Here is a 23,852-nt window from a genome sequence, read left to right on the forward strand (position 1 = left end):
ACTCGTCGACGACCGCGTTGCCGGATCCCGCACCGATGACAATCAGATCGTGATGACGCATCGCTCCGGCGTACGAGGGGCACGCGCCGTCTGGAGGACACCCCGCTCCGCGGGGGTGCGACCGGGCGAGGATCGGGCGAGCCGTTCTCCCGTGCGCGTCGGGGATGGGTCCATTCGGTCCCCCGAAGTGGACCGTTTTGATGCGTGTGGGTGGGGTAGATGGCATTTCATCTGGTAATCAAACTCATCGGTGGAAGAATCCCCGGATGTCACCCGAGGCGTCAGCCGAGGCGGTTCGGGACGACCACCGACCGCGTTGCGAATGGAGAACCCCGTGTCCGTCGTGAAGAGTGCCCTCCCGGCTGCCGACCTGAAGATCGTCGGCGAAGCCCTGCAAGGCGCGCTGGTGGATCTGGTCGACCTGGCCCTGGTCGCCAAGCAGGTGCACTGGAACGTGGTGGGCCCCCGCTTCCGCTCCGTTCACCTCCAGCTCGACGATGTGGTCGTCTCGGCCCGCACCCACTCCGACGTGGTGGCCGAGCGTGCCTCCGCCCTCGGCGTGACCCCGGACGGACGGGCGGCGACCGTGTCGTCGTCCAGCGGCATCGCCGGCGTACAGGGCGGGTGGATCAAGGACGCCGAGGCGGTGAAGATCCTCGTGGACGCGCTGGCCGCGGTGGTCACCCGGATGCGCGAGCGCATCCAGGCCACGGGCGAGGCCGACCCGATCACCCAGGACATCCTCATCGGCCTGACCGGCGACCTGGAGAAGCACCACTGGATGTTCCAGGCCGAAAGCGCCTGACGGGTCCGGCGCGTTCGGCGCCGTCCCGGTTCTCAGACCGAGCCCCGGCCCGGGGACATCCGGGCCGGGGCTCGTCTCGCATCAGACGCATCAGGGGGACGACGCCTCACGGGGCCGACGGGCCGGTCACGCCGACACGGCCGAGACGCGGCCCGCGGCGATCGCTTCCGTGAGGTGGGTGTGGTCGCGCTCGTTCAGGTCGGCGTAGCCCTCCGCGAAGCGCAGGACCGCACGGTCGAAGACGTCGCGCCGGCCCAGGTACGCGCCGATGGCGATCCGGTCGCCGGAGCGGGCGTGCGCCCGCGCCAGGGTGACACCGCACAGCTCGGCGAAGACCTTCATGCCGCGCGGCACCATCTGCGACGGGTCCACGATTCCCTTCCAGTCCAGCAACTGGCGCACGTAGAAGTCCCGGCGCCGGCCGTCCATGCCGTGGACCTGCTGCCAGCCCAGGAAGATGTCCCCGGCCGCCTGCATCAGCCGCTGCCCGGCGACGACGCGTTCGCCCTGCGTGGCGAACTCGCTCCCACCGGCGTGCGCGGCGAGCACCGATTCGCCCGCCTCCTTGGCCTGGAGGATGAGCGGGTCCTCGTCGTCCCGGCCCAACAGCAGCACGACCCAACACCTCATGCCGACACTGCCGACACCGACCACCTTGCGGGCCATGTCCACGACGCGGAACTGCCCCAGCAGGTGGCGCCGGTCGGGCGTGAGGCTGTTCCCGTACTCCTTGACCAGGCCGCGGATCTCGTCTTCGAGCGCGGCGCGTTCCTTGTCCTGGATCAGCTCGGAGATCGGTGTGATCAGTCGTGGGGCGGCGGCGAACCGGCGCTCGCCCCCGACGACCTCGGTGAGCTTCTCGAAGGCCCGCATGCTGTCGCGTCCCCGCGCCTTCGTCAGTTCCGCGGAGACGCGCTTGCGACCGCGCGTGTGCAGCGCGCCGGCCGCCACGGCCTGGAGCTGCGCCTCGTCGACCCGCGCGTACCAGACGTCGAGGGTGCGCATGGTGGCGAAGCGGCGCATCTGCTCGCGGTAGGACCGCACCCCGGCCCGTACGATCGCCGCGCACTCGTCGTCGGTGAAGGAGTTCTCCCGCGCGGCGATGACCAGGCTGACGGCCAACCGCTTGACGTCCCACTCCCACGGGCCGGGCAGCGTCTCGTCGAAGTCGTTGATGTCGAAGAGCAGGTTCCGCTCCGGGGAGCCCAGCAGGCGGAAGTTCAACAGGTGTGCGTCGCCGCAGAGTTGGACGCGGATGCCGGAATCCGGAGTACGGGCCAGGTCGCCCGCCATGATGGCCGCCGCACCGCGGTAGAAGCGGAATGGGGACTGGGCCATCCGTCCGTAGCGGAGCGGCACGAGTTCCTGCACCCGGGTCGCCGACTGCCGCTCGATCACGTCGACCGGGTCCGTCCGGTCCGCGGACGCGTCGAACTCGCCGTGTGCGGAACGGGGCGTCCGCCGTCGTGCGGCCCGTCCGAGGGCGACGCGTTCGTCGGCGGAGAGCGGCGGCCCGGCACCGGGCGTCTTGGAGGTCGTCTTCGAGGTCGCCTTACGCTTCGTCATCCTGTGAACCTCCAGGCCGCCTCCGGGCCGCCGTCTCCCCGTGCGGGCGCGGCGCTCCGACAACGGCTCCGTGCCCGGGTGCCTCCGGTGGCGCCGTCGGCTCCGCTCAGTAGAAGAGCTTGTACGTGACGTCCTTGGGGATGGGGGAGGGCACGGTGTCGGTGTAGAGCAGCCGGACCGTCGTGAACCGCTGGACCTCGGGGTGCGCGGGCCACGGCTTCGGATTGCTGAAGGTCACGGTCACCGGGTGGGGGTGGAACCGACCGGCCGCGCAGTAGGGGCGGCAGTCGTTCACCATGTTGGTGCCGGTGGCCGTGGCGGTCTTCGGGCCCCAGGACTCCCAGTCGAGTCGCACGAGGCGGCTGTTGCCGTCGCCGCACGCCAGCAGGTAGTCGTCGGGTCGCACCTGGGCCTCGTTGGCACAGTCGAGCACCACGAGGGGTTCCGGTGCGGCGCGCGTCTGCGCGGAAGCGGGCACGGCGCCGGCCACGAGGGCGGCGGCCGCGCACAGCAGGGTGGCCGTCCTGACCCCGGCCCGGGGCGTTGCGGGAGTGAGCCCGCCGTCTCCTGAAGTGACCACAAGACCCTCCTTGACCGGGCCGTCCCGACATCGGTACTGCCGTAGCCCTGATCAGCTTCCCCCATCCGGACGTACCGCGCACCCGCTGCGCGCCCGACCCGCCCGGACGCGGGCCACCGGGGGCGGGACGGTGCCCCCGGAGCCGGCGGGCGTCGCGTCCTACGCCTGCGGCAGCGACTCGCCCTGTACGGCCTGGATGTCCAGCTCCACCTTCAGCGTCGTCCCGATGGCGGCGATGCCCGCCCGCACCACCTGGTTGTAGTTCATCGCGAAGTCCTCGCGGTGGAGATCCGCAGTGGCGCGGAACGCGGCGCGCGTGCCGCCCCACGGGTCGGCGCCGGTGCCCAGGTAGGCGAGGTCCAGGTCCACGGGCCGTACGACGCCGCGCATCGTCAGCTCGCCGTGCACGGTCCAGCGGTCGGACCCGGCGGGCGTCAGACCCGTCGAGCGGTAGGAGAGCTCCGGGTAGGTCTCCACGTCCAGGAAGTCCGGCGACTTCAGGTGGCCGTCGCGCAGGTCGTTGCCCGTGTCGATGGACGCGGCGCCGATCCTCGCCTCCACACGGGACGCGGACACCGCGTCCGGGGAGATCTCGATCCGGCCGGTGAACTCGGTGAACCGCCCGTGCACGCTGGAGATCCCCAGGTGCTGTGCGACGGCGCCCACGGAGGAGTGCGCCGGGTCGATCGTCCACGGCCCGGGCGGCGGCAGCTCGGTACCCCCCTGACGGGCGAGGACGACCTTGCCGACCTCGGTGCGTCCGCCGGCCGTGACGATCGCGCTCGACGCGCTGGGCGCGTAGCCGACCGCGGTGACTATGACGGTGTACGCCCCCGGTGCGAGCGCGGTCGCGTCGCGTACGGCTCCGTCGGCGTCGGCCTCGGCGCGGACCACCTGCGTGCCCGTCATGTCGGTCACCGTGACGACCGCGTGCGACACGGCCCATCCGTCGCGCGTGAGGATCCGTGCGGTCAGTCCCATGCCGTTTTCTCCCTGCCAAGCATGTCGAGATCGTTTGAACATGGCCGGCCCGCGGGGCGCGCCTCCTGCTCGGGGGGCGCCCCGCGGGTCGGGGTCCGGCTACTCGCCGGGGTGGGCCAGCTCGATGTCGTGGTCGTCGACACCGCGGGCGCCCACGCTCAGGGCCGTGGCCACCGGCGGGTAGCTCGTCGCGATGACGGTGTACTCGCCGCTGTCGAGGTCGGTGAAGGCGTACGCGCCGTCCGCGCCGGTCCTCGCCGTGTCGACGACGTTGCCCGCCGTGTCGATCAGCGTGACCCGCGCGTCGCCGAGCGGGCCGTGCGGCGCCCGTACGACGCCCTGGACCCGTGCGCCGGGGCTGAGCTCGACCTCGACCCGGGTGACGCCGGCGCCGCCGACCTCGACGGGCAGGGCCGCGGGGCGGTGCCCCAGGGCGTTGACCGCGATGGTCACCGAGCCCGGCACCATCTCGGCGAAGGAGAACTCTCCCTGCTCGCCGGTGGTCGCGGACGCCAACACGTCACCGCGGACGTCGGTCACGATGACCATCGCGTCCTTGACCGGGTCACCGCTCCCGGCGGCCCGGACGAGGCCGCTCAGCCCGCTCGTACCGCTCAGCAGGATGTCGTACGCGACCGGCTCGCCGTTCACCACGATCGTCGACGCCTGCGGCTGGAAACCGTCGGCCGAGGCGATCAGGACGTACGAGCCCGAGCCCGGGGCGTCCACGGCGTACGAGCCGTCGGCCCGCGAGACCGACCGGCCCAGCTGGCGTCCCGCGAGGGAGATCAGCGTCACGGCCGCCTGGGGTACGGGCGCGCTCTCGGAGCCGCGCACGTAACCGCCCACCGGAGTACCACCGTTCACGGGACCGGTCCCTTCGTTCGCCACCGCGGTGGCGGTGGTCGTCTGCTGCGTCGTCCCGGGCTCGACGTCGCCCGTTCCGCGCCCGGTGTCGACCGAGGCCGAGGCCGAGGCCGTGGGTACGGGGTGCGCCGTGCGCTCCTCGCCGGCGGTCTCGGCGAATCGCGGAGCCGAGGTCGTCACGGCGGCGGGGGCCGCGAGGTCATCGCCGCGTCCCGGGCCCGCCTCGACGGGCGAGGCGGCCTGCTCCAGACCGCCCGACGTGCGCAGCGGGACCTCCTTGATGAAGATCGTGACGAGGAAGGCGATCAGCGCGAGCGGCGCGGCGATCAGGAAGACGTCCGCGATGCCGTGGCCGTACGCGCTCTCCATGACGGTGCGCAGCGGGCCCGGCAGGCTGTCCATGTCCGGGATGCTGCTGCCGGAGCTGGAACCGGCGGCGGCCGCCGCGTACTTCGGGTCGAGGGTGGCGAGCCCGTCCTGGGCGTAGTGGGTGATCCGGTTGGCCATCACCGCGCCGAGCGCGGAGACGCCGATCGCGCCACCGAGGGAACGGAAGAAGGTCACCGTGGAGCTGGCCGACCCGAGGTCGGACGGCGCCACCTGGTTCTGCGTGCACAGCACCAGGTTCTGCATCATCATGCCGATGCCCAGGCCCAGCAGCGCCATGAAGATCGCGATGTGCCAGTACTCGGTGTCGTAGCGGATCGTGCCGAGCAGGCCCAGACCGGCGGTCACCAGCACGCCGCCGCAGAGCAGCCACGCCTTCCACTTGCCGGTCTTGGTGATCACCTGGCCGGAGACGGTGGAGGAGACGAACAGACCGGCGATCATCGGGATCGTCATCACGCCCGACATGGTCGGGGACTTGTCGCGGGCCAGCTGGAAGTACTGGCTGAAGAACACCGTGCCGGTGAACATCGCGACACCGACGAACAGCGAGGCGATCGACGACAGCGCGATGGTGCGGTTGCGGAACAGGCGCAGCGGGATGATCGGTTCGGCTGCCTTGGATTCGACGAGGACGAACAGCAGCCCGAGGGCGATCGACCCGCCGACCATGGCGAACGTCTGCCAGGAGACCCAGTCGTACTTGTCGCCGGCGAAGGTGACCCAGACCAGCAGCAGCGACACGGCGGCCGAGATGAAGAACGCGCCGCCCCAGTCGACCTTGACCTCGCGCTTGACGACGGGCAGGTGCAGGGTCTTCTGGAGCACGATCAGCGCGATGATCGCGAAGGGCACGCCGACGTAGAAGCACCAGCGCCAGCCGAGCCAGTCGGTGTCGGTGATGACGCCGCCGAGCAGCGGCCCGCCGACGGTGGCGACGGCGAAGGTCGCGCCGAGGTAGCCGCTGTAGCGGCCGCGCTCGCGCGGGGAGATCATCGCGGCCATCACGATCTGGGCGAGGGCCGACAGGCCGCCGACGCCGATGCCCTGGACCACGCGACAGGCGATGAGCATCCCCGCGTTCTGGGACAGGCCGGCGGCGGCCGATCCCAGCACGTAGATGATCAGGGCTATCTGGACGAGTGCCTTCTTGCTGTACAGGTCGGAGAGCTTGCCCCACAGGGGGGTGGCGGCCGTCATGGAGAGCAGTGCGGCGGTGACGACCCAGGTGTAGGCGGACTGGCCGCCGCCCAGGTCGCCGATGATCTCGGGCAGGGCGTTGGAGACGATCGTCGACGACAGGATCGCGACGAACATGCCGAGCAACAGCCCGGAGAGCGCCTCCATGATCTGCCGGTGCGTCATCGGTGCGCCGTCGTGGCCGCCTCCGTGCTTGGCGTGAGAGCCCCGCACACCGGCTGGTGTGGTCGTTGCCATGGGCTTCCTAACGTTCTTGGTGCGGGTGTACGGGTGATCAGTTCAGTCGTGTGCGGTGGACGCCGCCGGAGCGGCAGTCACCGAAGCTTTCGCGCAGCCGGGACATGAGCCGGACGAGCCGGCCCACCTCCTCGTCGGACCAGTCGCTCAACCGGTCGGCGAGCAGCTGCGAGGAGCGTCGGGAGAGCTCGTCGAGTTGTTCTCCCCCGGCGGCGGTGAGGTGCAGGATGCGCGAGCGTTTGTCGGCCGGGTCGGGTCGCCGTTCGATCCAGCCCCGGTCCGCGACGTGCGCGACGTGACGGCTGGTGACGGACATGTCCACGGAAAGCAGCTCGGCGAGCCTGCTCATGCGCATGTCCCCGTGCCGACCGAGGAGGTGCAGCACGGCGGCGGATCCGGCCGGGCAGTCCTGGGGCAGGATCCGACCCAGGTCCCTCTTGACGGCGCCGACGGCACTGAGCTCGCGAGCCAATTCCTCGTACTGCGCCCGCTCGGCCATCGCACCTCCTGCATCGTTGCTTCAGGCAACCGTAAAAGTAGTTGGTTGCTCCAGGCAAACCAGGAGAGCCGTACGGAGCTAAAAAGTTGACAAAGGCAAGCATTGGCGAACGTAAACCCGCAGGTGAGCGGCCTCGGGGTCCGGGGTGGGGACGGAGAGGCTCATTCATCAGGCAATCCGATGATCACACTGCGCAGTCGTGGGGTCCTCGTGCCGGGCCACCGCGGCGTCGACGGTCGCGATGTTGCCCCCGCAAAGGGGCGACGCTCGACCGGGGGTGCGTGGGGCGCCTCGGTCGAGCGTCGTCCCCGGGCCGGGCCCGGGTGGTCGGGAAGGGTGGGGGCGGTCGGCGATCAGCGGCCCTGGAGCGCCTTGACGTTGTTGCCGAAGGTCCAGTTCTTGGCGCCGTCCCAGTTCACGGACCAGGTCATCAGGCCCTTGAGGCCGTTCCCGTACGTGTTCCAGGCCTGCGCCACCAGGTTCGGGGCCATGTGGCCGCCGCCCGCGCCCGGCTGGGCCGGGAGTCCGGGGACCTGCTTGTCGTAGGGGACCTTGATGGTGGTGCCCTGGACGACCAGGCCCTTGTTCAGGCAGTCGGTCTGCGCGGTGAACCCCTGTACGGTGCCGGCGGAGTAGGAGTCGCCCGAGCAGCCGTACATGCTGCCGTTGTAGTACTGCATGTTCAGCCACCACAGGCGGCCGTTGTCGGCGTACTTCTTCACGATGGGCAGGTAGGCGCCCCAGATCGAGCCGTACGCCACGCTGCCGCCGGTGACGTAGGCCGTCTCGGGTGCCATCGTGAGGCCGAAGTTCGAGGGCATCCGGGCGAGCACGCCGTCGATGATGCGGATGAGGTTGGCCTGCGAGGCCGACAGCGTGGTGATGCTTCCGCTGCCGACGAGGCCGGTCTCGATGTCGATGTCGATGCCGTCGAAGTTGTACTTCTGCAGGATCGGCACCACCGTCGCGACGAACCGGTCGGCGACGGCGCCGGAGCTGAGGTCGATGCCCGCCGCGGCGCCGCCGATGGACATCAGGATGGTCTGGCCGGAGGCCTTGGCCTGGCACATCTCGGCCGGCGTGGCCACCTTCACCGTGGAGTCCATCCCGTCCTCCCACAGGACGGTGCCGTCCGAGCGGATGACCGGGAACGCCGCGTTGATCACGTTGTAGCCGTGGCCCTGGATGCGGCTGTCGGTGATCGGGATCCAACCGAGCGGCGGGTGCACGCCGTTGGCGGCCCCGTCCCAGTTCTCCCAGTAGCCCTGAAGGACTTTGCCGGCGGGCCTCGACTTGACCGCGCAGGTGTCGGCCCGCGGGGCCGGGGCGGGGCCAGGGGTGGCCGCGATCAGGTTCGGCAGGGCGAGGGCGGTGGCCAGGGCGGCCATCAACAGGCGTGAACCGCGAGAGAGCATGGCGAGGTGCCTCCTGGACTGTGGGGAACCCGGGGAGGTGCGTGGGGTGATGGACCAGACGGTAGGGAGGTCCACCACCGACGGTCAATAGGTCTGGACCAAGTCCCCTGAGAGTCAAGGGGAGTTCGAGAACGGCGGGAACAGGACATTCCATTTGCCGGGCCCGCAACTTCGCTCAAAACCGGTTAAGTTGACCTCCCGCCCGGAGCGTCGACGACGCGCGACGCACAGCGCACACGCACGCCCGACGGGAGCGACTCCGCCCCGGGGAGGGCGAGTCGCGAGCGGAGACCCGAGAGACAGAAACAGGCATGTACGCGAAGAACGAACACGGACAGGTACGGCCGGCGGCCGGCGGGGGCAGGGAGCCGGCGTGGAGCGGGGAGTCCGGGCGGCCCGGGGAACCGGCGCGGGGCGCCGGCGGCGACCGGGACGTCCCGGAAGCGGCGCGATGGTTCGAGGCCCTCGCCGCGTACGCCCCCGCGCCCGCCTTCATCCGCGACGGACAGGGCCGGTACCTGTGGGTGAACGCGGCCTACGCCCACCTGTACCGCATGGAGCCGCACGCCGTGGTCGGCCGGACCGTGGAGGAGATCGACGCCCCCGACGACGCCGCCGTGTTCCGGGCCCTGGACCGCGAGGTGCTGTCGTCCCGCCGGCCGGTCCGCCACACCCTCGTCTTCCGCCACCCCGACGGGACGCCCCGCCAGGTCACCGGGCACCGGTTCGTCCTGGACCACGGCCGGGGCCTGCGCGTGGGCGGCATCTACACGGACGTCACCGACCAGGCCAGGGCCCTGGAGGACAAGGCCGTCGCCGCCGAGGAACTCCACGCCCTGTGGGAGCGCTCGGGGCTGGCCATCGTGACCCTCGACCTGCGCGGCCGGGTACAGCGGGTCAGTGGAGGAGTCGCCGAACTGCTCGGGGGCGACCGCGCCTCCCTGGAGGGCACCCGAGCCATCGGACACCTGCGCGGTGACGCCCGGACGGTGCGGCGCGCCTGGGTGGACCTGGTCGCCGGCAAGGCGTCCCGGCGCACGTGCTCCGTCGTCTGCGGCACGGCCTCGGGCGAGAGCAAGGTCCTGCGGGCCGACCTCGCGGTGGTCCGGCGCCAGGGCGCTCCCGACCGGGTCTCGGCCGTACTGACCTCCCTGAGCGTCGGGTTCGACGCCCCCGCCCGGGTGAGCCCCGTCCAACTGCGGGTCCTCTCCCTGATGGCGGCCGGCCGGTCCAACGGGGCCATCGCCACCGACCTGGGCCTCTCCCGCCAGGCGCTGGACTACCACTTGCGCCGACTGCGCGGAGCACTCGACGCGGAATCACGCCCGGCCCTGGTGGCGCGCGCCTACACGCTCGGCATCCTCGACACCGGGGTGTGGCCCCCGCGCGCCGCCGTCCCGGCCTGTCAGGGCTGACCGACGGCCTGCCGCACCCCGTCACGCCGCAGCCGCCACAGCACGACGCCCACGACGAGCAACAGCAGACAGGTGCCCACCGCCGCGTGCACGAGGAGCGCGTCCAGGCGGTCCGCCGCCAGGTAGGCGCCGACGGCCAGTGCCACCAGCGCGCACACGCCGCGGTCGATGATGGACTCCACCGAGAGCAGGGTCGCCCGGTACGGGGTCGGCGGGATGGCCGCGTTGATCAGGTTGCGTTGCACCGGGTACGCGAGGCCCGCCGCCGCGGCGAACACGCACAGCCACGCGATGGTGCCCAGGGCCCCCGACAGCGTGGTGGCCGCGAGGGTGAGCGCCATGACCACGCTCAGGACGGTCACCACCGTGGTGTCGGAGAGTCTGCTGCGCAACCAGCCGGTCCGGGCCGATCCGACGGCCTCCGCGACCGTCATCGCCGACAGCACCGCACCGTGATCGGCGACCGGCAGGTCCTTCTCCAGGAGCAGCGGTTGGAAGAGGTTGACCTGGCAGATCCGCGCGAGCGTGAAGATGGCCACGCCCTGCACCATCAGTGGCCCGAGCGACCGCGACGTCCCGAGCACCTTCAGGGCCTGGCGGGCCGAGTCGAGGAGTCCGACGCGTTCCGCGGTCGGCCGCGGCCCGCCGTGTCGTTCCGCGATGGCCGGAAGGGCCGCGGCGCAGGCCAGCGAGCCGAGCGTGGAGAGCGCGGTCAGCACGTACGGGGCCTCGTGCCGGACGTGCATCAGGACGCCGACCAGCGGCCAGCAGGCGATCTTCGCCCACAGGCCGAGCGCCCGGGCCGTCCCCTCGGCCTGTACGTAGTGCTCTCCCGCACCGTGCTCGTGCAGGTACTCGTACAGGTACGCGCTGGACGCCCCGGAGACCAGCGAGCGGGCTGCGGCGATGGCCAGGAAGTGCGCCATGAAACCCGCGAAGGAGGGCGAGGCGACCGGCAGGAGGTTCGCCGCCGTCATCACGGCCGCCCCGAGCTGCATGCAACGGCGCTGTCCGATGCGGTCGGCGATGAAGCCGGTGGGTATCTCCAGCAGGCAGAACGCCACGTAGTAGACGCTCTGGATGCCGAAGATCTGGCTGTCCGAAAGACCCGCCTGCTTCTGGTACTGGTAGAAGACCGGCATCCACCACAGCAGGTTGAACAGGAGCTGGAAGCCGTTGTTCAGGCGGATCACACGGAGCACCGCGGCGGGTGGGCGGACGCGGCGTTTCACGCGCGCACGCAGGGAGATGGGCATGGGAGTGACCTTCGGATGGGGCGGAACGCGGGGGAGTGCGGGCAGGATCAGGCGCTGTACGGCCTGAGCTGGAGGATGTGGAGCGCGCCTCCGGGCCCGAGCAGCCATTCGACGTCGAGCGGTCCGGCGAAGGTGTAGTCCGCGGCGAAATGGGACTGGAGCAGGCGGCCCGCCAGCGCCAGCCGGCCCAGGTGGGCCTGCGTCTCCAGGTCCAGGTCCTGCTCGGCCGCCCCGAGCGAGATCGTGCGACCGCCGCCCTCGACCGTGTTGTACAGGTACTGCAGGGGCATCGTCCGGCCGTCGACCACGTCGGCCGTGGAACCGTGCGCGCAGTTGAGGTACACGTTCCGGAAGTCGGCCCGGTTCGTCGGGTTGCAGGTGACCATGACGCCTCCGAGCGGGGACGGCTCGTAGCGCTGGACGATCACCCCCATGTACGTGTCGTCCAGCGAGATGCCGGCCTGATGGCGCAGCCGCACACTGCGCGGGGACAGCAGGGACGCCCACACCTGACGGATCGCGTCCAACAGGCCCGGCAGATCGGTGACCTTGGTGTGGGACTCGTAGATGCCGGCCGCGGAGAAGCCTGGCAGGTCCTCGGCGTTCGACGAGGAGCGCACCGCGAAGCGACTCGTGCCCGCCAGGTGCTCGACCAGCCGGGTGTCCAGGGCGCGCACCAGGTCCTCGGGCACCGGGAGGGTGCGCACCAGGTGCTGCAACTGGACGCAGACCGTGTCCACGGCGTCCATGGCGTTCAGCTCCAAGGCCATCTTCAGCTTGCCGATGCACTGTTGCACGGCGGGCGAGGAGTCCAGGAAACGCTGTTGGACGGAGAAGGGCACGGCGATCCCCGCCGGTGCCTGGACGTGCCGGGCCAGGAACTCCCCGGCGTACTGGGCGAGATCGCCGTCGGCGGGCATCTCCAGCCGGGCGCCCAGGTGACCGAGCAGATCGGTCCGGGGCGGGCGCGGCACGGAGTAGTAGCCGGTCAGCCGGCCGGAGCCGTGACGCAGCACGTGGTGCAGTTCACCGAGATTGGCCGCCTTGGTGCCGTAGCGGTTCCGGTCGCGGGCACGCAACGCGGACAGCGGCACGAGCGGTACGTCCGTCACGTGCGGGGCGTCGAGACGGACCCGCTGCGTGTGCCAGGTCGGCTCCGCGAGGTCCGACGGCTCCTCGGCGCGTTCGACGACGAAGCCCTCGGCGGTGACCTCGTAGCGGACCCAGGCGCCGTCCAGCTTCTCGTCCGCGATCGTGTCGAGGATGCCGCGGACGATGGCGTTGGGGATGCCCCAACCGGCCGCCAGCATGTTGGTGTGCGACAGCGGGGTGGTGGGCAGGGCGTTGAGCAGCCCCGCGAGGCGCGGGATGTCGTCGGGGACGACGGGCATGGCAACGATGTCGTACCAGGTCAGGTCCGCGCGTGCGGCCCGGTACTCCTCGCCGGAGGCGAAGGCGCGCAGCCGGCCGGTCGCCGAGGCGAGCGTCAACGGCACGAAGGGCGCGGTCGCGAACAACGCGTGCCCCCGGGCGCGGGGCACCACGGTCTCGGGCACCGCCGCGAGGGCGTTCTCCTGCCCGTGGTTGGCCGGCTTCACCAGCAGTTCCAGCGCGGGATCCAGGTGTGCCCGCACGAAGGCGTGGAACTCGATCAGCAGGTCCGCGCCCATGGTGTCGGCCTCGGTGGTCTCCAGGACCATGAACGGCTCGTCCTGCTCCGGGCCTCCCCGGGAGTGCAGCGACAGCACGCCGAGCAGGAACCGTCGCTCGGGATCCTGGTAGACGTCGTGGTTGAACCGATCGAGCCGGGCGTCGAGCTGTTCCAGGGTCAGTCCCACGACCTCGGTGGCTATGTAGTTGACGTGGAAGGAGTGCACGGCGCTGTCGAGGACGTGCCAGAGACCCTGTTCCCGGTCGACGACGACCTTCACGTACGGGTGCCCGCCCAACACCCCGGCCAGCTGCTCGAACAGGGGCAGCGTGAGCAGGGTGTCCACGGCCGCGCCCCGGGGGGACGGTACGGGGATGGTGCCGGCGTTCGTCATGCGGTGCTCCCGGGCGTCGGAAGGTCGGCGGACGGGGCGCCGAGGGCGTGCGGCAGGGCCGCGAGGATCCGGCCGCAGTCGGCCAACAGGTCCGGCCCGGACTCGGCTGTGAGGAAGCACAGCGCCGCCATGGAGTTGGCGCCTCCCGCCTCCTCGTACACCGGCACCCGGCTGCCCGGCGGGAGGCTGTGCTCCCGCACCAACTCGACGCGGGAACCGGGCGCGAGCAGGGCCGGCCAGTCGACCGCCTCGAAGTCCCAGGTCGGGAGCTCGCTCCAGGGCCGGCCCTCGGGATCGACGGCGAGGACGACGAGCGACCCGGCCGCGCCCTCGCCCTCCGTCAGCATCCGCCGCGGGTAGTCGACGTCCCGGCCGAGCAACTCGCACACCAGCATGCCGATCATGTCGAGGCCGAAGACGGTCTCCACCTGCCGTGTGGTCATCACCCCGCCGAACCGGGCCGCCGTCTCGATCAGCCACATGGCCCCGTCCGCACCGAGTTTGATCTCGGTGTGGGTGGCACAGGTGTCGAGCCCGAGCGCGTCGACGGCGGCGCGCGAGACCTCCTCGATCCGGCGCTGAAGGGCATGCGGGAGGGCGGCCGGAGCCAGGCTCGCACGCTCCGTGAAGGGCGCGATGGTGGGCATCCGGCCGGTGATGCACAGCGGGTGGTACCGGCCGTCGGCGACGATCCCCTCCACGCTCGCGTAGTCGCCCCAACCGGCCTCGTCGAACCAGTCGGAGGCCTCGCCGGTCACGATCTCCTCCAGCAGGAAATCGCTGACGCCCTCGTCCGCGGCGTGCAGTTCCGCGTATCCCTGCGCGGACGAGGCCTCCATGACGGAACGGCCGGTCTTCCACGCCTCCTCGGCCTGCTGCTCGTTCCACACGGTGAGGTGGGCCGTGGAGCCCGCGCTCCAGGCGGCCTTCAGCAGCAGCGGCGGCGTCAGTTCCTCGAAGGCGGCCGCGATGTCCTCCGGCGTGTGGACCTCCTTGAACCCCGGTACCGGCACCCCCGCGTCACGCCAGATCCGGCGCATCAGGCGCTTGTCCCGGGCCCCCGCGACCCGCTCACCGGCGCCGCGCAGCCCGAGCCGCAGACTGGCGTGGGCCACGGCCACGACCGCGTACTCCGACAGCGTCAGCACCGCGGCGGCGCCGACGCGGCGGGCGTGGGAACAGATCAGATCGACCAGTTCCACCCCCTCGCGGGGCCGCACCGAGGTGACCGACGCGCACGCGGGCAGCCACACCGACTCGGTGGTGCGGGGGAGCGGTGCGAGCGCCAGGACGTGCACGTCGGCGTGGGCCGCGATTCTCGGTATCGCGTACTCCAGCGGAGGGCCGCCCTTGGCATAGACGAAGAGGATCGGGGTCATGGTGCTCCCGGGGTCGAGGGGGACGCCGCGTGGCGCTGCGGCGGCGTCGGGGGACGATCCGTACGGGGTGACACCGCGTACGGACCAGGGGCAACTAGAGCACGACGGGGAACGGTGGACGCACGTCTGTACCCCTACTCGGTTAGGCGTTCGCCAAACAACCGAGCCCGTCAAGTGGGCGCGGAACGAGGGAGTTTCAGCCACCCGCACGGAGCCGGAGACGATCACGGGTTCTCGACGTCGACCGGGTGGTCCGGGCCGGGAGCCGGGTCCGCGGCAGGCGGGTCCGTGTCGGGAGGGCGGCAAAAGGAGGCCGGTAAGTGGGGGCGGGCGCCGAGCTGGAACGCAGGCGCGCCGAAGCGCGGGGCGCGGGGCGTGTCGCGTGAGGGGAAGGGCGGGTGCGGCGCCGGGTCCGGGTCCGGGGCGGTGGGCGCGCGCACCCGGGGGCGTTCAGTCGCGGTGGCGCAGGACGTGTTCCGCGTAGGGCAGGTCGTGGACGTCGGCGGCGGATCCGGTCAGCGGAAACATCGGGGTGTACGTGCACCGGCCGGGAAAGGCGTGGTCGACTTCCCATTGGGCGGCCGTCGTGCCCTCGCCGGACTCCCGCGTGCTGACCGTGTAGAGGGGATGCGAGCAGCCCTGGCAGGCGGGCGGGCCGATCACGCTCGGGTCCGGGGGGCGTCGCCGCGGCCTCGGGCGGGCGGGTGAGGTCGCGAGGGGCGGGACGGCGGGGCGCCGGGGGCGGAGGTCGCCGGGTCGGGCGTGGTGATCATGACGGAAGAACGATTCTGCGAGGGCGGGGGACACGCCCCTCCGCTGCGGAATGTTGCCTTCCGCAACGCTGGGGCGGACTGTTCCACCCGTGCGGACGGGGGCTACGCGGGATACTTCGCCGATCCCGACGGGCATCTGTGGGAGATCGCCCACAATCCGGGCTGCCCCCTGGCCGAGGACGGCTCGATCACCATCCTCGACTTCGGTTCCCTGTAGCACCGGCGGTCGTGGCGCGGACCCCGTGACGCCGGTTCCCGTGGCCCCGATCGGGGGCCGGCCCCGGTCGCCTCGCCGGGAGCCGGCCCGCCGCCTCAGTTGGTGGTGACGGTGAGGATGGCGCTGATGACCGTGAGCGTGGAGAGCGCGAGCATGCCGTGACGCGCCAGCCCCGTCGCCCTGTTGTCGGCGGCGGGCCGTCCCGTGACCGGGGCGCCGGGTGTCGATGCCGCGGGTTGGGGTGGGTGCCGGCACGTACAGCTGTCCTGGTGGGTCAAAGCGTCGCGCCAGAGTTCGCCGTCGAGTGGTGCCCGCGAGAACGCGGCCTGTTCGGACTTCATACGCGATTCAACTGTCAGGCGCCCGGAATGGTCACGCGCACCGGGCAATGCGCCACTGGTCGCCACCTTCCGCCAGGGGCGGGGGCGCGAGGCGTCGCCGCGCGCGCCGGGGGTGCGGAAGGTGAACTGCGTGTCCTGCGAGGGGTCGAACAGGGGAGTGGGGCGAGGACGATCCGGTACGGACGCGAACGCCGCCGATGCCTCGGGAGGGTATGCGTCCCGTCGAAGGGAGCTGCCCGGCTTGGCACGAGCCGCAGGCCGGCGGGGTGAGATGGAGCGGATGGCAGGGATCGCACACTGCGTTTTCCCCCTGGAAGGGGGACGTTCTGCTACTGAACTACATCCGCACGCATGAGGAGGCGGTCCGTGGCCGATCCCCTCAAGGTGATCACCATCCTAGACGACAATCGGGGTGGGTTGGCAACTCGGCGCGCGGGGAGGGGCGGTCGGTGTCCGACTAGGTCACCGAGGCGGAACAGCGGGGTTTCTGGTGGGGCGTCGGAGTACCGGGGCCGGGGGCAGGGCCGGCGGTCTTAGGGCCGTACTCCCCGGAACGGAAGCCCCGCGGTCCGGTCCGCTACTCCTCGGTGGGCAGCCAGGCCCCGTGGAGGCCGAGCGGCACGCGGACCGGGATGCGGATCCGTGCGCAGGGGCCCCGCGCCGGATCGTGGGCGGGGATGACGAGCAGCAGGCTGGAGTTGTCGGTGCGGTCGGTGGCGAAGGTCAGCCAGTAGCCGTGTTCGCCGTCGCGGGTGCCGGGCGTCGGCGCGTAGACGGGTTCGCCGACCGAGAGGTCGCCCGCGTCCCAGGTCCGTGCGCCGAGGCCCGTCTCGTCGGTGGAGTACCAGCGCAGGGCGTCGTACTCCCCGGGAAGCAGTCCGTCGGTGCGTCCGCTGCCCGCCGCGACGGCGATCGTGCCGTGGGGGCGGGTGAGGAGGCGGTCGTCGACGCGGGGGAACTCGACGGGTGCGTCGTCGAGCTGGGTGCGTCGTACGGTGCCCGCCACGGGGTCGATGACGGCCCGGGTCAGACCCCGGTGCGCGGTGGCGCCCCGGACGAGGTCCTCGCCGAGGGAGAGCGCGGGCCACTGGACGTAGTCGAGGACGACGACGCCGGCGGCCGTGTCCTCGTACGCGTTCACGGTGTGCCAGGCCCAGAACGCCTCGTCGCTCGCCCAGCGCACCGGACCCCCGTCGCGCGGCACGAGTGCGATGCGGGTCCCCCGTTCAGGACGCCAGGTCAGGAACGAGTCGCCCCGCATGGCGCCCGCGATGTCGAAGAACGCCGGCGCCAGGATCAGCACGAGATGGCGGGAGGTGAGGGCCATGTCGTGGATCATCAGCGGCTCGTCCACCCCGTCGATCGGGGTCGGGCCGCGCCCCACCGTCCCGTCCGGGTCGATGACGGACCAGGTCAGATAGGGCGGTTCGAGGGCGTAGCAGAAGACGACCATCTCCCCCGTGGCCGGGTCGATCTTGGGGTGGGCGGTGATGCCGGCCGGCAGTCGCCCGCCGAAGGTCTCCTTGCCGAGCGTCTCCAGGTCGGGGCCCATGCGGAAGGGGCAGTCGGATTCGGCCAGGGCGAGCAGGCGCCCCGCGTGCCGGACGACATTGATGTCGGGGAGGTTCTTGAAGGTGTGGGCGAGGTCGGGGCCCACGACGTCCGGACCGGGCGTGATCATGGATTCCAGCCCGCCCCACAGGGCATGGCCCGCCTTCTCCTCCGCGAGGACCGCGGGGGTGCGCACGAAGCGGTTGCCGTAGCGGGCGCGGCCTCCCGAGAGCCACACGCCGTGCAGCATCCCGTCCCCGTCGATGGGGTACAGGAAGGACCCGATCGGGGTGAAGCGAGGGTTGGGGCCGTTGCGCAGGTAGAGGCCGTCCAGATCCTCGGGCAGCTCCCCGACGACGTCGAGGTCGACGACGTCCACCTCCTCGGTGACGGGGGCGAACCGTCCGTTGAGATGGGCCGTGCGGGTGGGGTCGAAGGCCGTGGCGTGGGTGGTCATGGGGACCTCCAAGGGGCGGAAGGCGTGCGGCTGCCCTCGAAGCCAGTCAACCGCCGCGAGCGGTGCACTGCCACTTCCGGGCCGGCCGGCCACCGGGGAGGGCCACGCGGGTGACGGGGGCGGGGCCGGCCGCGGGGGTGCGCGCCGTGGGGGTGGGTAGGACAAGGCCACGACGCGCGGGGGCCGTTGGGTGGGGCGGGGGGTACGCATGCTGAGGAAGGCGCTGCGGGTCGGGGGGTGGATCCTGCCGCCGGTGATCGCGGCCGCGACGGCCTACGGGTCCGTGCGGGTCGTGTGGGCGGGAAACGGCGGCTGGACCACGGTCCTGGTCTTCGTCGGTACGACGCTCGCCCTGTGGGCCGGCATGGCCTGGTTGGCCAGGCGCGACGCCATGATCGCGGTGGCGGCCCTGCTGGTCCTGAACGTGGCGTGGCTCGCGCTGACCTGGATCCGGACCGACATGCGCGAGGAACAGGCGATGCACGACCGGGGCGTGACCACGCAGGCCGTGGTGACCGGGTGGATCCGTACGTCCGACCCGTTCGGCGGCGTCGACAAGGAGGTCACGTCCATCGACGTGCGACTCCCGGACGACGGTGGGGTGCGGCGTTTGGAGCTGATGGGGGCAGGGGCGCCCGACATGGGTGCGTCCGTGGAGGTGACCCGCGATCCCTACGGTCGGATACCGATCCGCCTCGGTCCGCGCCCGGACGCGCCGGGCGGCGTCCTGGCCGGCATCGCGCTCGTCGTCCTGATCGGAAGCGGCCTGGTCTGTTCCGTGGCGGCCTTCGCCGCCCTCACATGAGGCCGCCGCCCCCGGGGTTGGGGTGAGAGGCGGAAGGGCCGGGCGGCTTCGACCGTCAGGCGTCGAAGCGCTGCCTGGACGCCTCGATGTGACCGAGGTACTGGTGAGTCCAGTCGCACATGCCGTGGACCGTCTGCCGCAGGGCGCGGCCCGGCTCGGTGAGGGTGTACTCGACCCGGGGCGGCACGGTGGGGTGCACGCACCGGTCGACGAGGCCGTAGCGCTCCATCATGCGCAGGTTCTGCGTCAGCATCTTGTGGCTGATGCCCTGGATCTCGCCCCGCAGCTCACTGAACCTCAGGGTTCGTTCCGCCAGCACGTCGATGATCAACAAGGCCCACTTGTTGGCGATGTCGGAGAAGATCTCGCGCGCGAGGGAGTCCGCGCGCGTCAGGTCCGCTTCGTCGGGCGAGCCGCTGAACTGCTGGGTCACCATGAGGTTCCTCAGTCACTGGAAAGTGCGTTCTTCCATGTCAGCCCACACTCTCCTACGGTTCCCGAGTAACCACAAGAGAGCGAGCGCGCGCGCCGTGCGCTCGCGTGACGAGGAGGGCAGCATGGCCATCACGCTGGTGAACCCCGACGGACTCCCGAAGATCGATGCCTACCGGCAGGTCGCGGTCGCGACCGGTTCGAGGCTGGTCTTCATCGCCGGGCAGGTCGCCTGGGACGCCGACGGCGCCACGATCGGTGAAGGGGACCTCGCCACCCAGGTCGAGCAGTGCTACCTCAACGTCGCCACCGCCCTGGCCGAGGTCGGCGGCACCTTCGACGACGTGGCGAAACTGAACGTCCACGTCGTCGACTGGACGCCCGACAAGATGCCCTCGTTCATGGCAGGCGTGGCCCGGGCGGCGGCGAAACTGGGCGTCACGCCGATGGCGCCGGGCACGCTGGTGGGGGTCGCGGCGCTGGACGTGCCCGACCACCTCGTCGAGGTGGAGGCCATCGCCGTCCTCGACTGAGCAGGTGCCCCTCGAGCGGGTGTCGCGGGTGCCGCGGGGGCGTGGGGCGTGGGCGTCCGGGGCGCGGCGCGGGGGCGTGGGTGTCCGTCTCGGCGGGCCGGCTAATCTTGCCCCCATGACGATGCACCAGAGCGCGGGCGTGAGTGTCGACGCGATGATCGAGGACCTCAGGAAGCTCGTCGAGGTCGAGTCCCCGTCGCGCGACGTCGACGCCCTGGCGGCATCGGCCCGTGCCGTCGCCGCTCTCGTCGAAAGCCGTCTCGGCGGGCGGGCCGTCCTCGTGGACAGCGAGGCCGGACCGCACGTCCACTGGTCGGGCGGCGGGGAACCGCAGGTCCTCGTCCTCGGCCACCACGACACGGTGTTCCCCCTCGGCACGCTCGCCCGCCGCCCCTTCACGGTCGAGGACGGGCACGCGACGGGCCCCGGGGTCTTCGACATGCTGGGCGGACTGGTGCAGGCCGTCCACGGCCTCGCGTCGCTCGACGACCGGTCGGGCGTCGAGATCCTGGTGACCGCCGACGAGGAGGTCGGCTCCGGCTCCTCCCGCGCCCTCATCGAGGAACGGGCCCTCGCGTGCGGCGCCGTGCTCGTCTTCGAGGGAGCGGCCGACGGCGGCGGACTGAAGACCGGCCGCAAGGGCTGCGGCACCTTCCGGGTCTCCGTCACCGGCCGGGCCTCACACGCGGGCCTCGAACCCGCGGCCGGTGTGAACGCCCTCATCGAAGCCTCACACCAGGTGTTGCGCATCGCGGAGTTGGGCCGACCCGACATCGGAACCACGGTCACCCCGACGGTCGCGGCGGCCGGCACCCTGGACAACGTCGTCCCCGCCGAGGCGACCGTCGTCGTCGACGTCCGGGTCGAGTCGACCGCCGAGAAGGAGCGCGTCGAGTCCGCGTTCGCGGCGCTCGCCCCGCACCTGGACGGAGCGGAGATCAGCGTCGAGGGAGCCGTCGGCCGACCCCCCATGCCCGTGGAGGCGTCCGCCGAACTCTTCGCGCTGGCACAGCGGTTGCTTCCCGGTATCGAAGGCAGCTCGGTCGGCGGCGGAAGCGACGGCAACTTCACCGCCGCGCTGGGGGTGCCCACGCTCGACGGCCTCGGAGCGGTCGGCGGCGGCGCCCACGCGGACCACGAGTACCTGGTGATCGACGCCATGGCCGAGCGCGCGAACCTCGTGGCAGGACTGGTGCGCGCGATTCGCAACGCACAGGAGGACGAGCGACGTTCGGCCACCGACGCCCCGTAGCCCGCGCCGAGCGGCGTGCCCGTCGTACACCTCACGGGCCCCGGGACATCGAAGGATGCCCGCCCGGTCGTCGCGTTCCGCAGCGGCCCTTAGGGTGAGTTGCCCCACCCCTGACGAGAAGGCATCCAGCTCACCGTGACCGGCACACGCGCCCACGCCCTGTTCTCCTTCGGCACGCTGATGGACGAGCGGGTACAGACCGCTCTCTTCGGCCGAGCCGTGCCCACCGGCCCGGCGTCCCTGGCCGGCCACACGACCCGGCCCCTGCCGATCACCGACCAGGCCGTGATCGCCGCGAGCGGCCTGGACGTACACCTCACCCTGGAGCGCAGCTTCGGCGCCACCGTCGACGGCGCCGTGCTGCACCTCACCGATCGGGAACTCGCCGCCGCCGACGCCTACGAGGTCGACGACTACACCCGCAGGCGCGTCCGGCTCTCCTCGGGGGAGACCGTCTGGGCCTACCTGGACGCGAAGCCGTTGCGTGCCGCGGCGCGCATCGTGATCGTGGGCGACAGCATCGCCTACGGACGCTGTGACCCGCGGGGAGGCTGGGCGGCCCGCCTGGCGGCCACCCACATCGCACGGAACGAGACCGACCACCGGGTCTTCAACCTGGCCGTCCCCGGCAGCACCTTGGCCGACGTCGCCGAGCAGACCCCCGCACTGTTGGACGCACGCCTGCCCGACACCCTCCTCGTCGCCGCCGGCATCAACGACTCGGCCCGGCCGCTCGCCGCCCCGAGAACCGGACGCGACGCCGCGCCGGACCTCACGGCGCGTCTCGGTGCCCTGGCAGCCGCCGCCCTCGATCGCAACGCGCGCCTCGTCGTCGCGGGACCGTCGTGGATCGACGAGGAACGCACCCGCGACTACGAGGGCCTCTGTTTCACCCGGGAACGGGCCCTGGAACTGCGCGAGTCGCTGCGGACCTGGTCCGAGGACAACCACGTCGACTTCCTCGACCTGTGGGAGCCGCTGCGGGACCGCCCCGAACTCCTCGCCGACGGGCTCCACCCCACACCCGAGGGCCACGCGGCTCTCCACCGACACCTCGAAGCGATCGGTCACTGACCGACACGGGCGCCGCGCGATACCGCCGGTGGGTCATGGTGGGCGCGTACGGCCCACCGGACGCTCACCCGGCTGCGGCGGGGGAGCCCGTCGAGCCACGGCCGAGGCGCTCGGCCCGGAACCGAGCGGGCATCCATGCCGCAACCCGGCAACGTACGGACCTCGTGGACGCACGTACGGACCTCGTGGACGCACGTACGGGACGGGCCCCGACGTCGGCGGACAGCCGCCCGGGGCCCGCCGTCCGCCCGCGGGGCAAGGTCAGCGGCCGGGGGCGACCGTGTCGCCCGTGCCCCTGTCGCCGGTGACCGTGTTGCCGGTGACCGTGCCGTCCCCGCCGGACAGGGTGACGGCGTGCCGGACACCGTCGGGCCCGACCACGACGGCCAGCCACGCACTGCCGCCGCCCTGCTGGCCGACGACGCGCAGGCTCTCCACCGAGCCGCCGCTCACCGCGCCGGCCGCCTTCTCGACCGCGTCCTTCGCGGCCAGCGAGGGCAGCGGCGCGGGCGCCGCCCTCGGGGCGGTCACCCGCCCGCCGGTGTCCTCGCCCCCGCCGGGCAGGGCCGGGACGGCGTGCTTCCTCCCCGACTGCCGGTCGCCGGCCCGCCGCTCCCCGGGGCCCGGGACGGCGTGCTCCTCGCCGTCCCCGTCGTGGATCCACGGCCCGAGGATGCCCACGGGGCGCCGGTCCTGGTGGTGTTCGGACACGGCGACGGCCGTGACCGCCGCCGCGCCGCCGACCAGCACCACGGCCGCGCCGAGCACGGCCCAGCGGGCTCCCCTGCTCCGCGGTACGACCCGGGCGAACCCCTTGCGGTCCCCGGGAGCGGTCTCCGCGGCGTGCACGGGGACCTGCGACCGGTCGGTCGATACGGTGGGCGCCGCCTGGGCGCCGCTGTCGGGCCGGACGGTCGGGTCGGGCTGGGGCGAGGGTGGGACGGACTGGGACATGCCTGCGACTCCTCAAGACGAACGGCCACCGCGGCCGGTGCGTGCAGAGCTTGCGCGACCCCACCTGAAGCCCACCTGAAGCCGCCTGAAGACCCCTTCAGCAAGCCGGCGGCCGGGCCTGAGACCCTGTTCGGCATGCGCGTACTGGTGGTGGAGGACGAACGACGACTGGCCGTGGCCCTGCAACGGGGGCTCCAGTCCGAGGGCTTCTCCGTCGACGTGGCCTTCGACGGGCCGCAGGGACTGTGGATGGCCACCGAGCACGACTACGACCTGATCGTCCTCGACATCATGCTGCCCGGCCTGAACGGCTACCGGGTCTGCTCCCGCCTGCGGGCCGCCGGCAACGAGGCCGGCATCCTGATGCTCACCGCCAAGGACGGCGAGTACGACGAGGCGGAGGCGCTGGACACGGGCGCGGACGACTTCCTCTCCAAACCGTTCTCCTACCTGGTGCTCGTCGCCCGACTCCGGGCGCTGGGCCGCCGCACCGGCCGACGCACCCCCCAGGCCCTCGCGTTCGGCGACCTCGTCGTCGATCCGGCCCGACACGCGTGCTCCCGGGCGGGTACGGAGATCCGATTGACGGCGCGGGAGTTCGCGGTCCTGGAGTGCCTCGCCCGGCGTCCGGGCGAGGTGGTGCCCAAACGGGAGATCCTCGAACAGGTCTGGGACAGCGCCTTCGAGGGCGACCCCAACGTCGTGGAGGTCCACGTGAGCGCGGTCCGGCGCAAGATCGACGCCCCGTTCGGCCGGGCCGCCCTGGAGACCGTACGAGGCGCGGGCTACCGCCTGGCGGTGGACGGTGGCTGAACCGGAGCCCACCCCCGG

General features: G+C 71.9%; 22 protein-coding genes and 1 tRNA gene. 8 read left to right on the plus strand and 15 right to left on the minus strand.

Annotated features, from left to right (window positions below):
• The first annotated feature begins 334 nt into the window (after window positions 1-334).
• Window positions 335-805, plus strand: coding sequence for a Dps family protein (locus tag OG906_RS31760; RefSeq protein WP_329447483.1), 471 nt, complete (start codon window positions 335-337; stop codon window positions 803-805).
• Between the two features lie 126 nt (window positions 806-931).
• On the opposite strand, the gene OG906_RS31765 is transcribed toward OG906_RS31760, so the two are convergent.
• The 6 genes from OG906_RS31765 to OG906_RS31790 all read right to left on the minus strand — a co-directional run bounded on the left by OG906_RS31765 (window position 932) and on the right by OG906_RS31790 (window position 8,537).
• The gene (locus OG906_RS31765) at window positions 932-2,371 is read right to left on the minus strand and encodes a DUF2252 domain-containing protein (RefSeq protein ID WP_329447484.1); all 1,440 of its coding nucleotides are present in this window, start codon (window positions 2,369-2,371) and stop codon (window positions 932-934) included.
• 106 nt (window positions 2,372-2,477) lie between these two features.
• Window positions 2,478-2,951, minus strand: coding sequence for a hypothetical protein (locus tag OG906_RS31770; protein WP_329447485.1), 474 nt, complete (start codon window positions 2,949-2,951; stop codon window positions 2,478-2,480).
• A 159-nt stretch (window positions 2,952-3,110) separates the two neighbouring features.
• Window positions 3,111-3,932: a YceI family protein gene (locus OG906_RS31775; RefSeq protein WP_329447486.1), complete on the minus strand. Its 822-nt coding sequence runs from the start codon at window positions 3,930-3,932 to the stop codon at window positions 3,111-3,113.
• Between the two features lie 99 nt (window positions 3,933-4,031).
• A complete protein-coding gene (locus OG906_RS31780) occupies window positions 4,032-6,623 on the minus strand; it encodes an MFS transporter (protein ID WP_329447487.1) in 2,592 nt (863 codons plus the stop codon).
• Window positions 6,624-6,660: 37 nt separating this feature from the next.
• On the minus strand, window positions 6,661-7,122 hold the full coding sequence (locus OG906_RS31785) for a MarR family winged helix-turn-helix transcriptional regulator (RefSeq protein ID WP_329447488.1): 462 nt from the start codon (window positions 7,120-7,122) through the stop codon (window positions 6,661-6,663).
• 353 nt (window positions 7,123-7,475) lie between these two features.
• Window positions 7,476-8,537 (minus strand): chitinase, encoded by a 1,062-nt coding sequence (locus OG906_RS31790; protein ID WP_329447489.1) that lies wholly within the window; start codon window positions 8,535-8,537, stop codon window positions 7,476-7,478.
• Window positions 8,538-8,848: 311 nt separating this feature from the next.
• Here OG906_RS31790 and OG906_RS31795 point away from each other — a divergent pair, with 311 nt between their 5' ends.
• Window positions 8,849-9,952, plus strand: coding sequence for a helix-turn-helix transcriptional regulator (locus OG906_RS31795; protein ID WP_329447490.1), 1,104 nt, complete (start codon window positions 8,849-8,851; stop codon window positions 9,950-9,952).
• Here OG906_RS31795 and OG906_RS31800 read toward each other — a convergent pair.
• The 4 genes from OG906_RS31800 to OG906_RS31815 form a co-directional block, all read right to left on the minus strand.
• Window positions 9,943-11,208 carry an MFS transporter gene (locus tag OG906_RS31800; protein ID WP_329447491.1) on the minus strand — a complete coding sequence of 422 codons (1,266 nt, stop codon included), beginning with the start codon at window positions 11,206-11,208 and terminating at the stop codon, window positions 9,943-9,945. The genes OG906_RS31795 and OG906_RS31800 overlap by 10 nt on opposite strands.
• Before the next feature lie 47 nt (window positions 11,209-11,255).
• Window positions 11,256-13,253: a PEP/pyruvate-binding domain-containing protein gene (locus tag OG906_RS31805; protein WP_329447492.1), complete on the minus strand. Its 1,998-nt coding sequence runs from the start codon at window positions 13,251-13,253 to the stop codon at window positions 11,256-11,258.
• Complete coding sequence (locus tag OG906_RS31810) at window positions 13,250-14,632, minus strand: ATP-grasp domain-containing protein (protein ID WP_267797814.1); 1,383 nt, start codon at window positions 14,630-14,632, stop codon at window positions 13,250-13,252. The genes OG906_RS31805 and OG906_RS31810 overlap by 4 nt, the downstream gene beginning before the upstream one ends.
• A 450-nt stretch (window positions 14,633-15,082) precedes the next feature.
• Entirely contained in the window at window positions 15,083-15,295 is a 213-nt protein-coding gene (locus OG906_RS31815; RefSeq protein ID WP_267797813.1) for a hypothetical protein, read from the minus strand.
• 108 nt (window positions 15,296-15,403) lie between these two features.
• Between OG906_RS31815 and OG906_RS43670 the strand changes: the two genes are divergently transcribed.
• Window positions 15,404-15,622: a hypothetical protein gene (locus tag OG906_RS43670; RefSeq protein WP_443067428.1), complete on the plus strand. Its 219-nt coding sequence runs from the start codon at window positions 15,404-15,406 to the stop codon at window positions 15,620-15,622.
• 95 nt (window positions 15,623-15,717) lie between these two features.
• Here the strand turns inward: OG906_RS43670 and OG906_RS31825 are convergent, their stop codons facing one another.
• From OG906_RS31825 to OG906_RS31835, 3 genes are all read right to left on the minus strand, one after another.
• The gene (locus tag OG906_RS31825) at window positions 15,718-15,963 is read right to left on the minus strand and encodes a hypothetical protein (protein ID WP_329447493.1); all 246 of its coding nucleotides are present in this window, start codon (window positions 15,961-15,963) and stop codon (window positions 15,718-15,720) included.
• Window positions 15,964-16,235: 272 nt separating this feature from the next.
• Window positions 16,236-16,310, minus strand: a tRNA-Gly gene (locus tag OG906_RS31830).
• A gap of 230 nt (window positions 16,311-16,540) precedes the next feature.
• Window positions 16,541-17,971: a carotenoid oxygenase family protein gene (locus OG906_RS31835; protein WP_329447494.1), complete on the minus strand. Its 1,431-nt coding sequence runs from the start codon at window positions 17,969-17,971 to the stop codon at window positions 16,541-16,543.
• 208 nt (window positions 17,972-18,179) lie between these two features.
• On the opposite strand from OG906_RS31835, the gene OG906_RS31840 reads away from it, so the two are divergent.
• Complete coding sequence (locus OG906_RS31840; RefSeq protein WP_329447495.1) at window positions 18,180-18,776, plus strand: hypothetical protein; 597 nt, start codon at window positions 18,180-18,182, stop codon at window positions 18,774-18,776.
• Between the two features lie 55 nt (window positions 18,777-18,831).
• On the opposite strand, the gene OG906_RS31845 is transcribed toward OG906_RS31840, so the two are convergent.
• Window positions 18,832-19,212, minus strand: coding sequence for a winged helix-turn-helix transcriptional regulator (locus OG906_RS31845; RefSeq protein WP_329447496.1), 381 nt, complete (start codon window positions 19,210-19,212; stop codon window positions 18,832-18,834).
• A 121-nt stretch (window positions 19,213-19,333) separates the two neighbouring features.
• On the opposite strand from OG906_RS31845, the gene OG906_RS31850 reads away from it, so the two are divergent.
• The 3 genes from OG906_RS31850 to OG906_RS31860 all read left to right on the plus strand — a co-directional run bounded on the left by OG906_RS31850 (window position 19,334) and on the right by OG906_RS31860 (window position 22,067).
• Window positions 19,334-19,741, plus strand: a complete 408-nt coding sequence (locus OG906_RS31850) for a RidA family protein (RefSeq protein ID WP_329447497.1) — start codon at window positions 19,334-19,336, stop codon at window positions 19,739-19,741.
• 115 nt (window positions 19,742-19,856) lie between these two features.
• Window positions 19,857-20,993, plus strand: a complete 1,137-nt coding sequence (locus OG906_RS31855; RefSeq protein WP_329447498.1) for a M20/M25/M40 family metallo-hydrolase — start codon at window positions 19,857-19,859, stop codon at window positions 20,991-20,993.
• A gap of 135 nt (window positions 20,994-21,128) precedes the next feature.
• Complete coding sequence (locus OG906_RS31860; RefSeq protein ID WP_329447499.1) at window positions 21,129-22,067, plus strand: GDSL-type esterase/lipase family protein; 939 nt, start codon at window positions 21,129-21,131, stop codon at window positions 22,065-22,067.
• 261 nt (window positions 22,068-22,328) lie between these two features.
• Here OG906_RS31860 and OG906_RS31865 read toward each other — a convergent pair whose 3' ends face one another.
• Window positions 22,329-23,021, minus strand: a complete 693-nt coding sequence (locus tag OG906_RS31865) for a hypothetical protein (protein WP_329447500.1) — start codon at window positions 23,019-23,021, stop codon at window positions 22,329-22,331.
• Between the two features lie 135 nt (window positions 23,022-23,156).
• Here OG906_RS31865 and OG906_RS31870 point away from each other — a divergent pair, with 135 nt between their 5' ends.
• Window positions 23,157-23,834 carry a response regulator transcription factor gene (locus OG906_RS31870; RefSeq protein WP_329447501.1) on the plus strand — a complete coding sequence of 226 codons (678 nt, stop codon included), beginning with the start codon at window positions 23,157-23,159 and terminating at the stop codon, window positions 23,832-23,834.
• Window positions 23,835-23,852 lie beyond the last annotated feature (18 nt).

It is taken from the genome of Streptomyces sp. NBC_01426 (assembly GCF_036231985.1).
In the GTDB taxonomy this organism is placed as follows: Bacteria; Actinomycetota; Actinomycetes; order Streptomycetales; family Streptomycetaceae; genus Streptomyces.

What these genes read in the sequence shown, in the direction of transcription:
- OG906_RS31870 (WP_329447501.1), top strand. Translation starts at nt 23,157, where the DNA reads ATGCGCGTACTGGTGGTGGAGGACGAACGACGACTGGCCGTGGCCCTG.
- OG906_RS43670 (WP_443067428.1), top strand. Translation starts at nt 15,404, where the DNA reads ATGACGGAAGAACGATTCTGCGAGGGCGGGGGACACGCCCCTCCGCTG.
- OG906_RS31805 (WP_329447492.1), bottom strand. Translation starts at nt 13,253, where the DNA reads ATGACGAACGCCGGCACCATCCCCGTACCGTCCCCCCGGGGCGCGGCC.
- OG906_RS31785 (WP_329447488.1), bottom strand. Translation starts at nt 7,122, where the DNA reads ATGGCCGAGCGGGCGCAGTACGAGGAATTGGCTCGCGAGCTCAGTGCC.
- OG906_RS31800 (WP_329447491.1), bottom strand. Translation starts at nt 11,208, where the DNA reads ATGCCCATCTCCCTGCGTGCGCGCGTGAAACGCCGCGTCCGCCCACCC.
- OG906_RS31835 (WP_329447494.1), bottom strand. Translation starts at nt 17,971, where the DNA reads ATGACCACCCACGCCACGGCCTTCGACCCCACCCGCACGGCCCATCTC.
- OG906_RS31845 (WP_329447496.1), bottom strand. Translation starts at nt 19,212, where the DNA reads ATGGTGACCCAGCAGTTCAGCGGCTCGCCCGACGAAGCGGACCTGACG.
- OG906_RS31765 (WP_329447484.1), bottom strand. Translation starts at nt 2,371, where the DNA reads ATGACGAAGCGTAAGGCGACCTCGAAGACGACCTCCAAGACGCCCGGT.
- OG906_RS31780 (WP_329447487.1), bottom strand. Translation starts at nt 6,623, where the DNA reads ATGGCAACGACCACACCAGCCGGTGTGCGGGGCTCTCACGCCAAGCAC.
- OG906_RS31850 (WP_329447497.1), top strand. Translation starts at nt 19,334, where the DNA reads ATGGCCATCACGCTGGTGAACCCCGACGGACTCCCGAAGATCGATGCC.
- OG906_RS31795 (WP_329447490.1), top strand. Translation starts at nt 8,849, where the DNA reads ATGTACGCGAAGAACGAACACGGACAGGTACGGCCGGCGGCCGGCGGG.
- OG906_RS31775 (WP_329447486.1), bottom strand. Translation starts at nt 3,932, where the DNA reads ATGGGACTGACCGCACGGATCCTCACGCGCGACGGATGGGCCGTGTCG.
- OG906_RS31810 (WP_267797814.1), bottom strand. Translation starts at nt 14,632, where the DNA reads ATGACCCCGATCCTCTTCGTCTATGCCAAGGGCGGCCCTCCGCTGGAG.
- OG906_RS31865 (WP_329447500.1), bottom strand. Translation starts at nt 23,021, where the DNA reads ATGTCCCAGTCCGTCCCACCCTCGCCCCAGCCCGACCCGACCGTCCGG.
- OG906_RS31825 (WP_329447493.1), bottom strand. Translation starts at nt 15,963, where the DNA reads ATGAAGTCCGAACAGGCCGCGTTCTCGCGGGCACCACTCGACGGCGAA.
- OG906_RS31790 (WP_329447489.1), bottom strand. Translation starts at nt 8,537, where the DNA reads ATGCTCTCTCGCGGTTCACGCCTGTTGATGGCCGCCCTGGCCACCGCC.
- OG906_RS31855 (WP_329447498.1), top strand. Translation starts at nt 19,857, where the DNA reads ATGACGATGCACCAGAGCGCGGGCGTGAGTGTCGACGCGATGATCGAG.
- OG906_RS31840 (WP_329447495.1), top strand. Translation starts at nt 18,180, where the DNA reads ATGCTGAGGAAGGCGCTGCGGGTCGGGGGGTGGATCCTGCCGCCGGTG.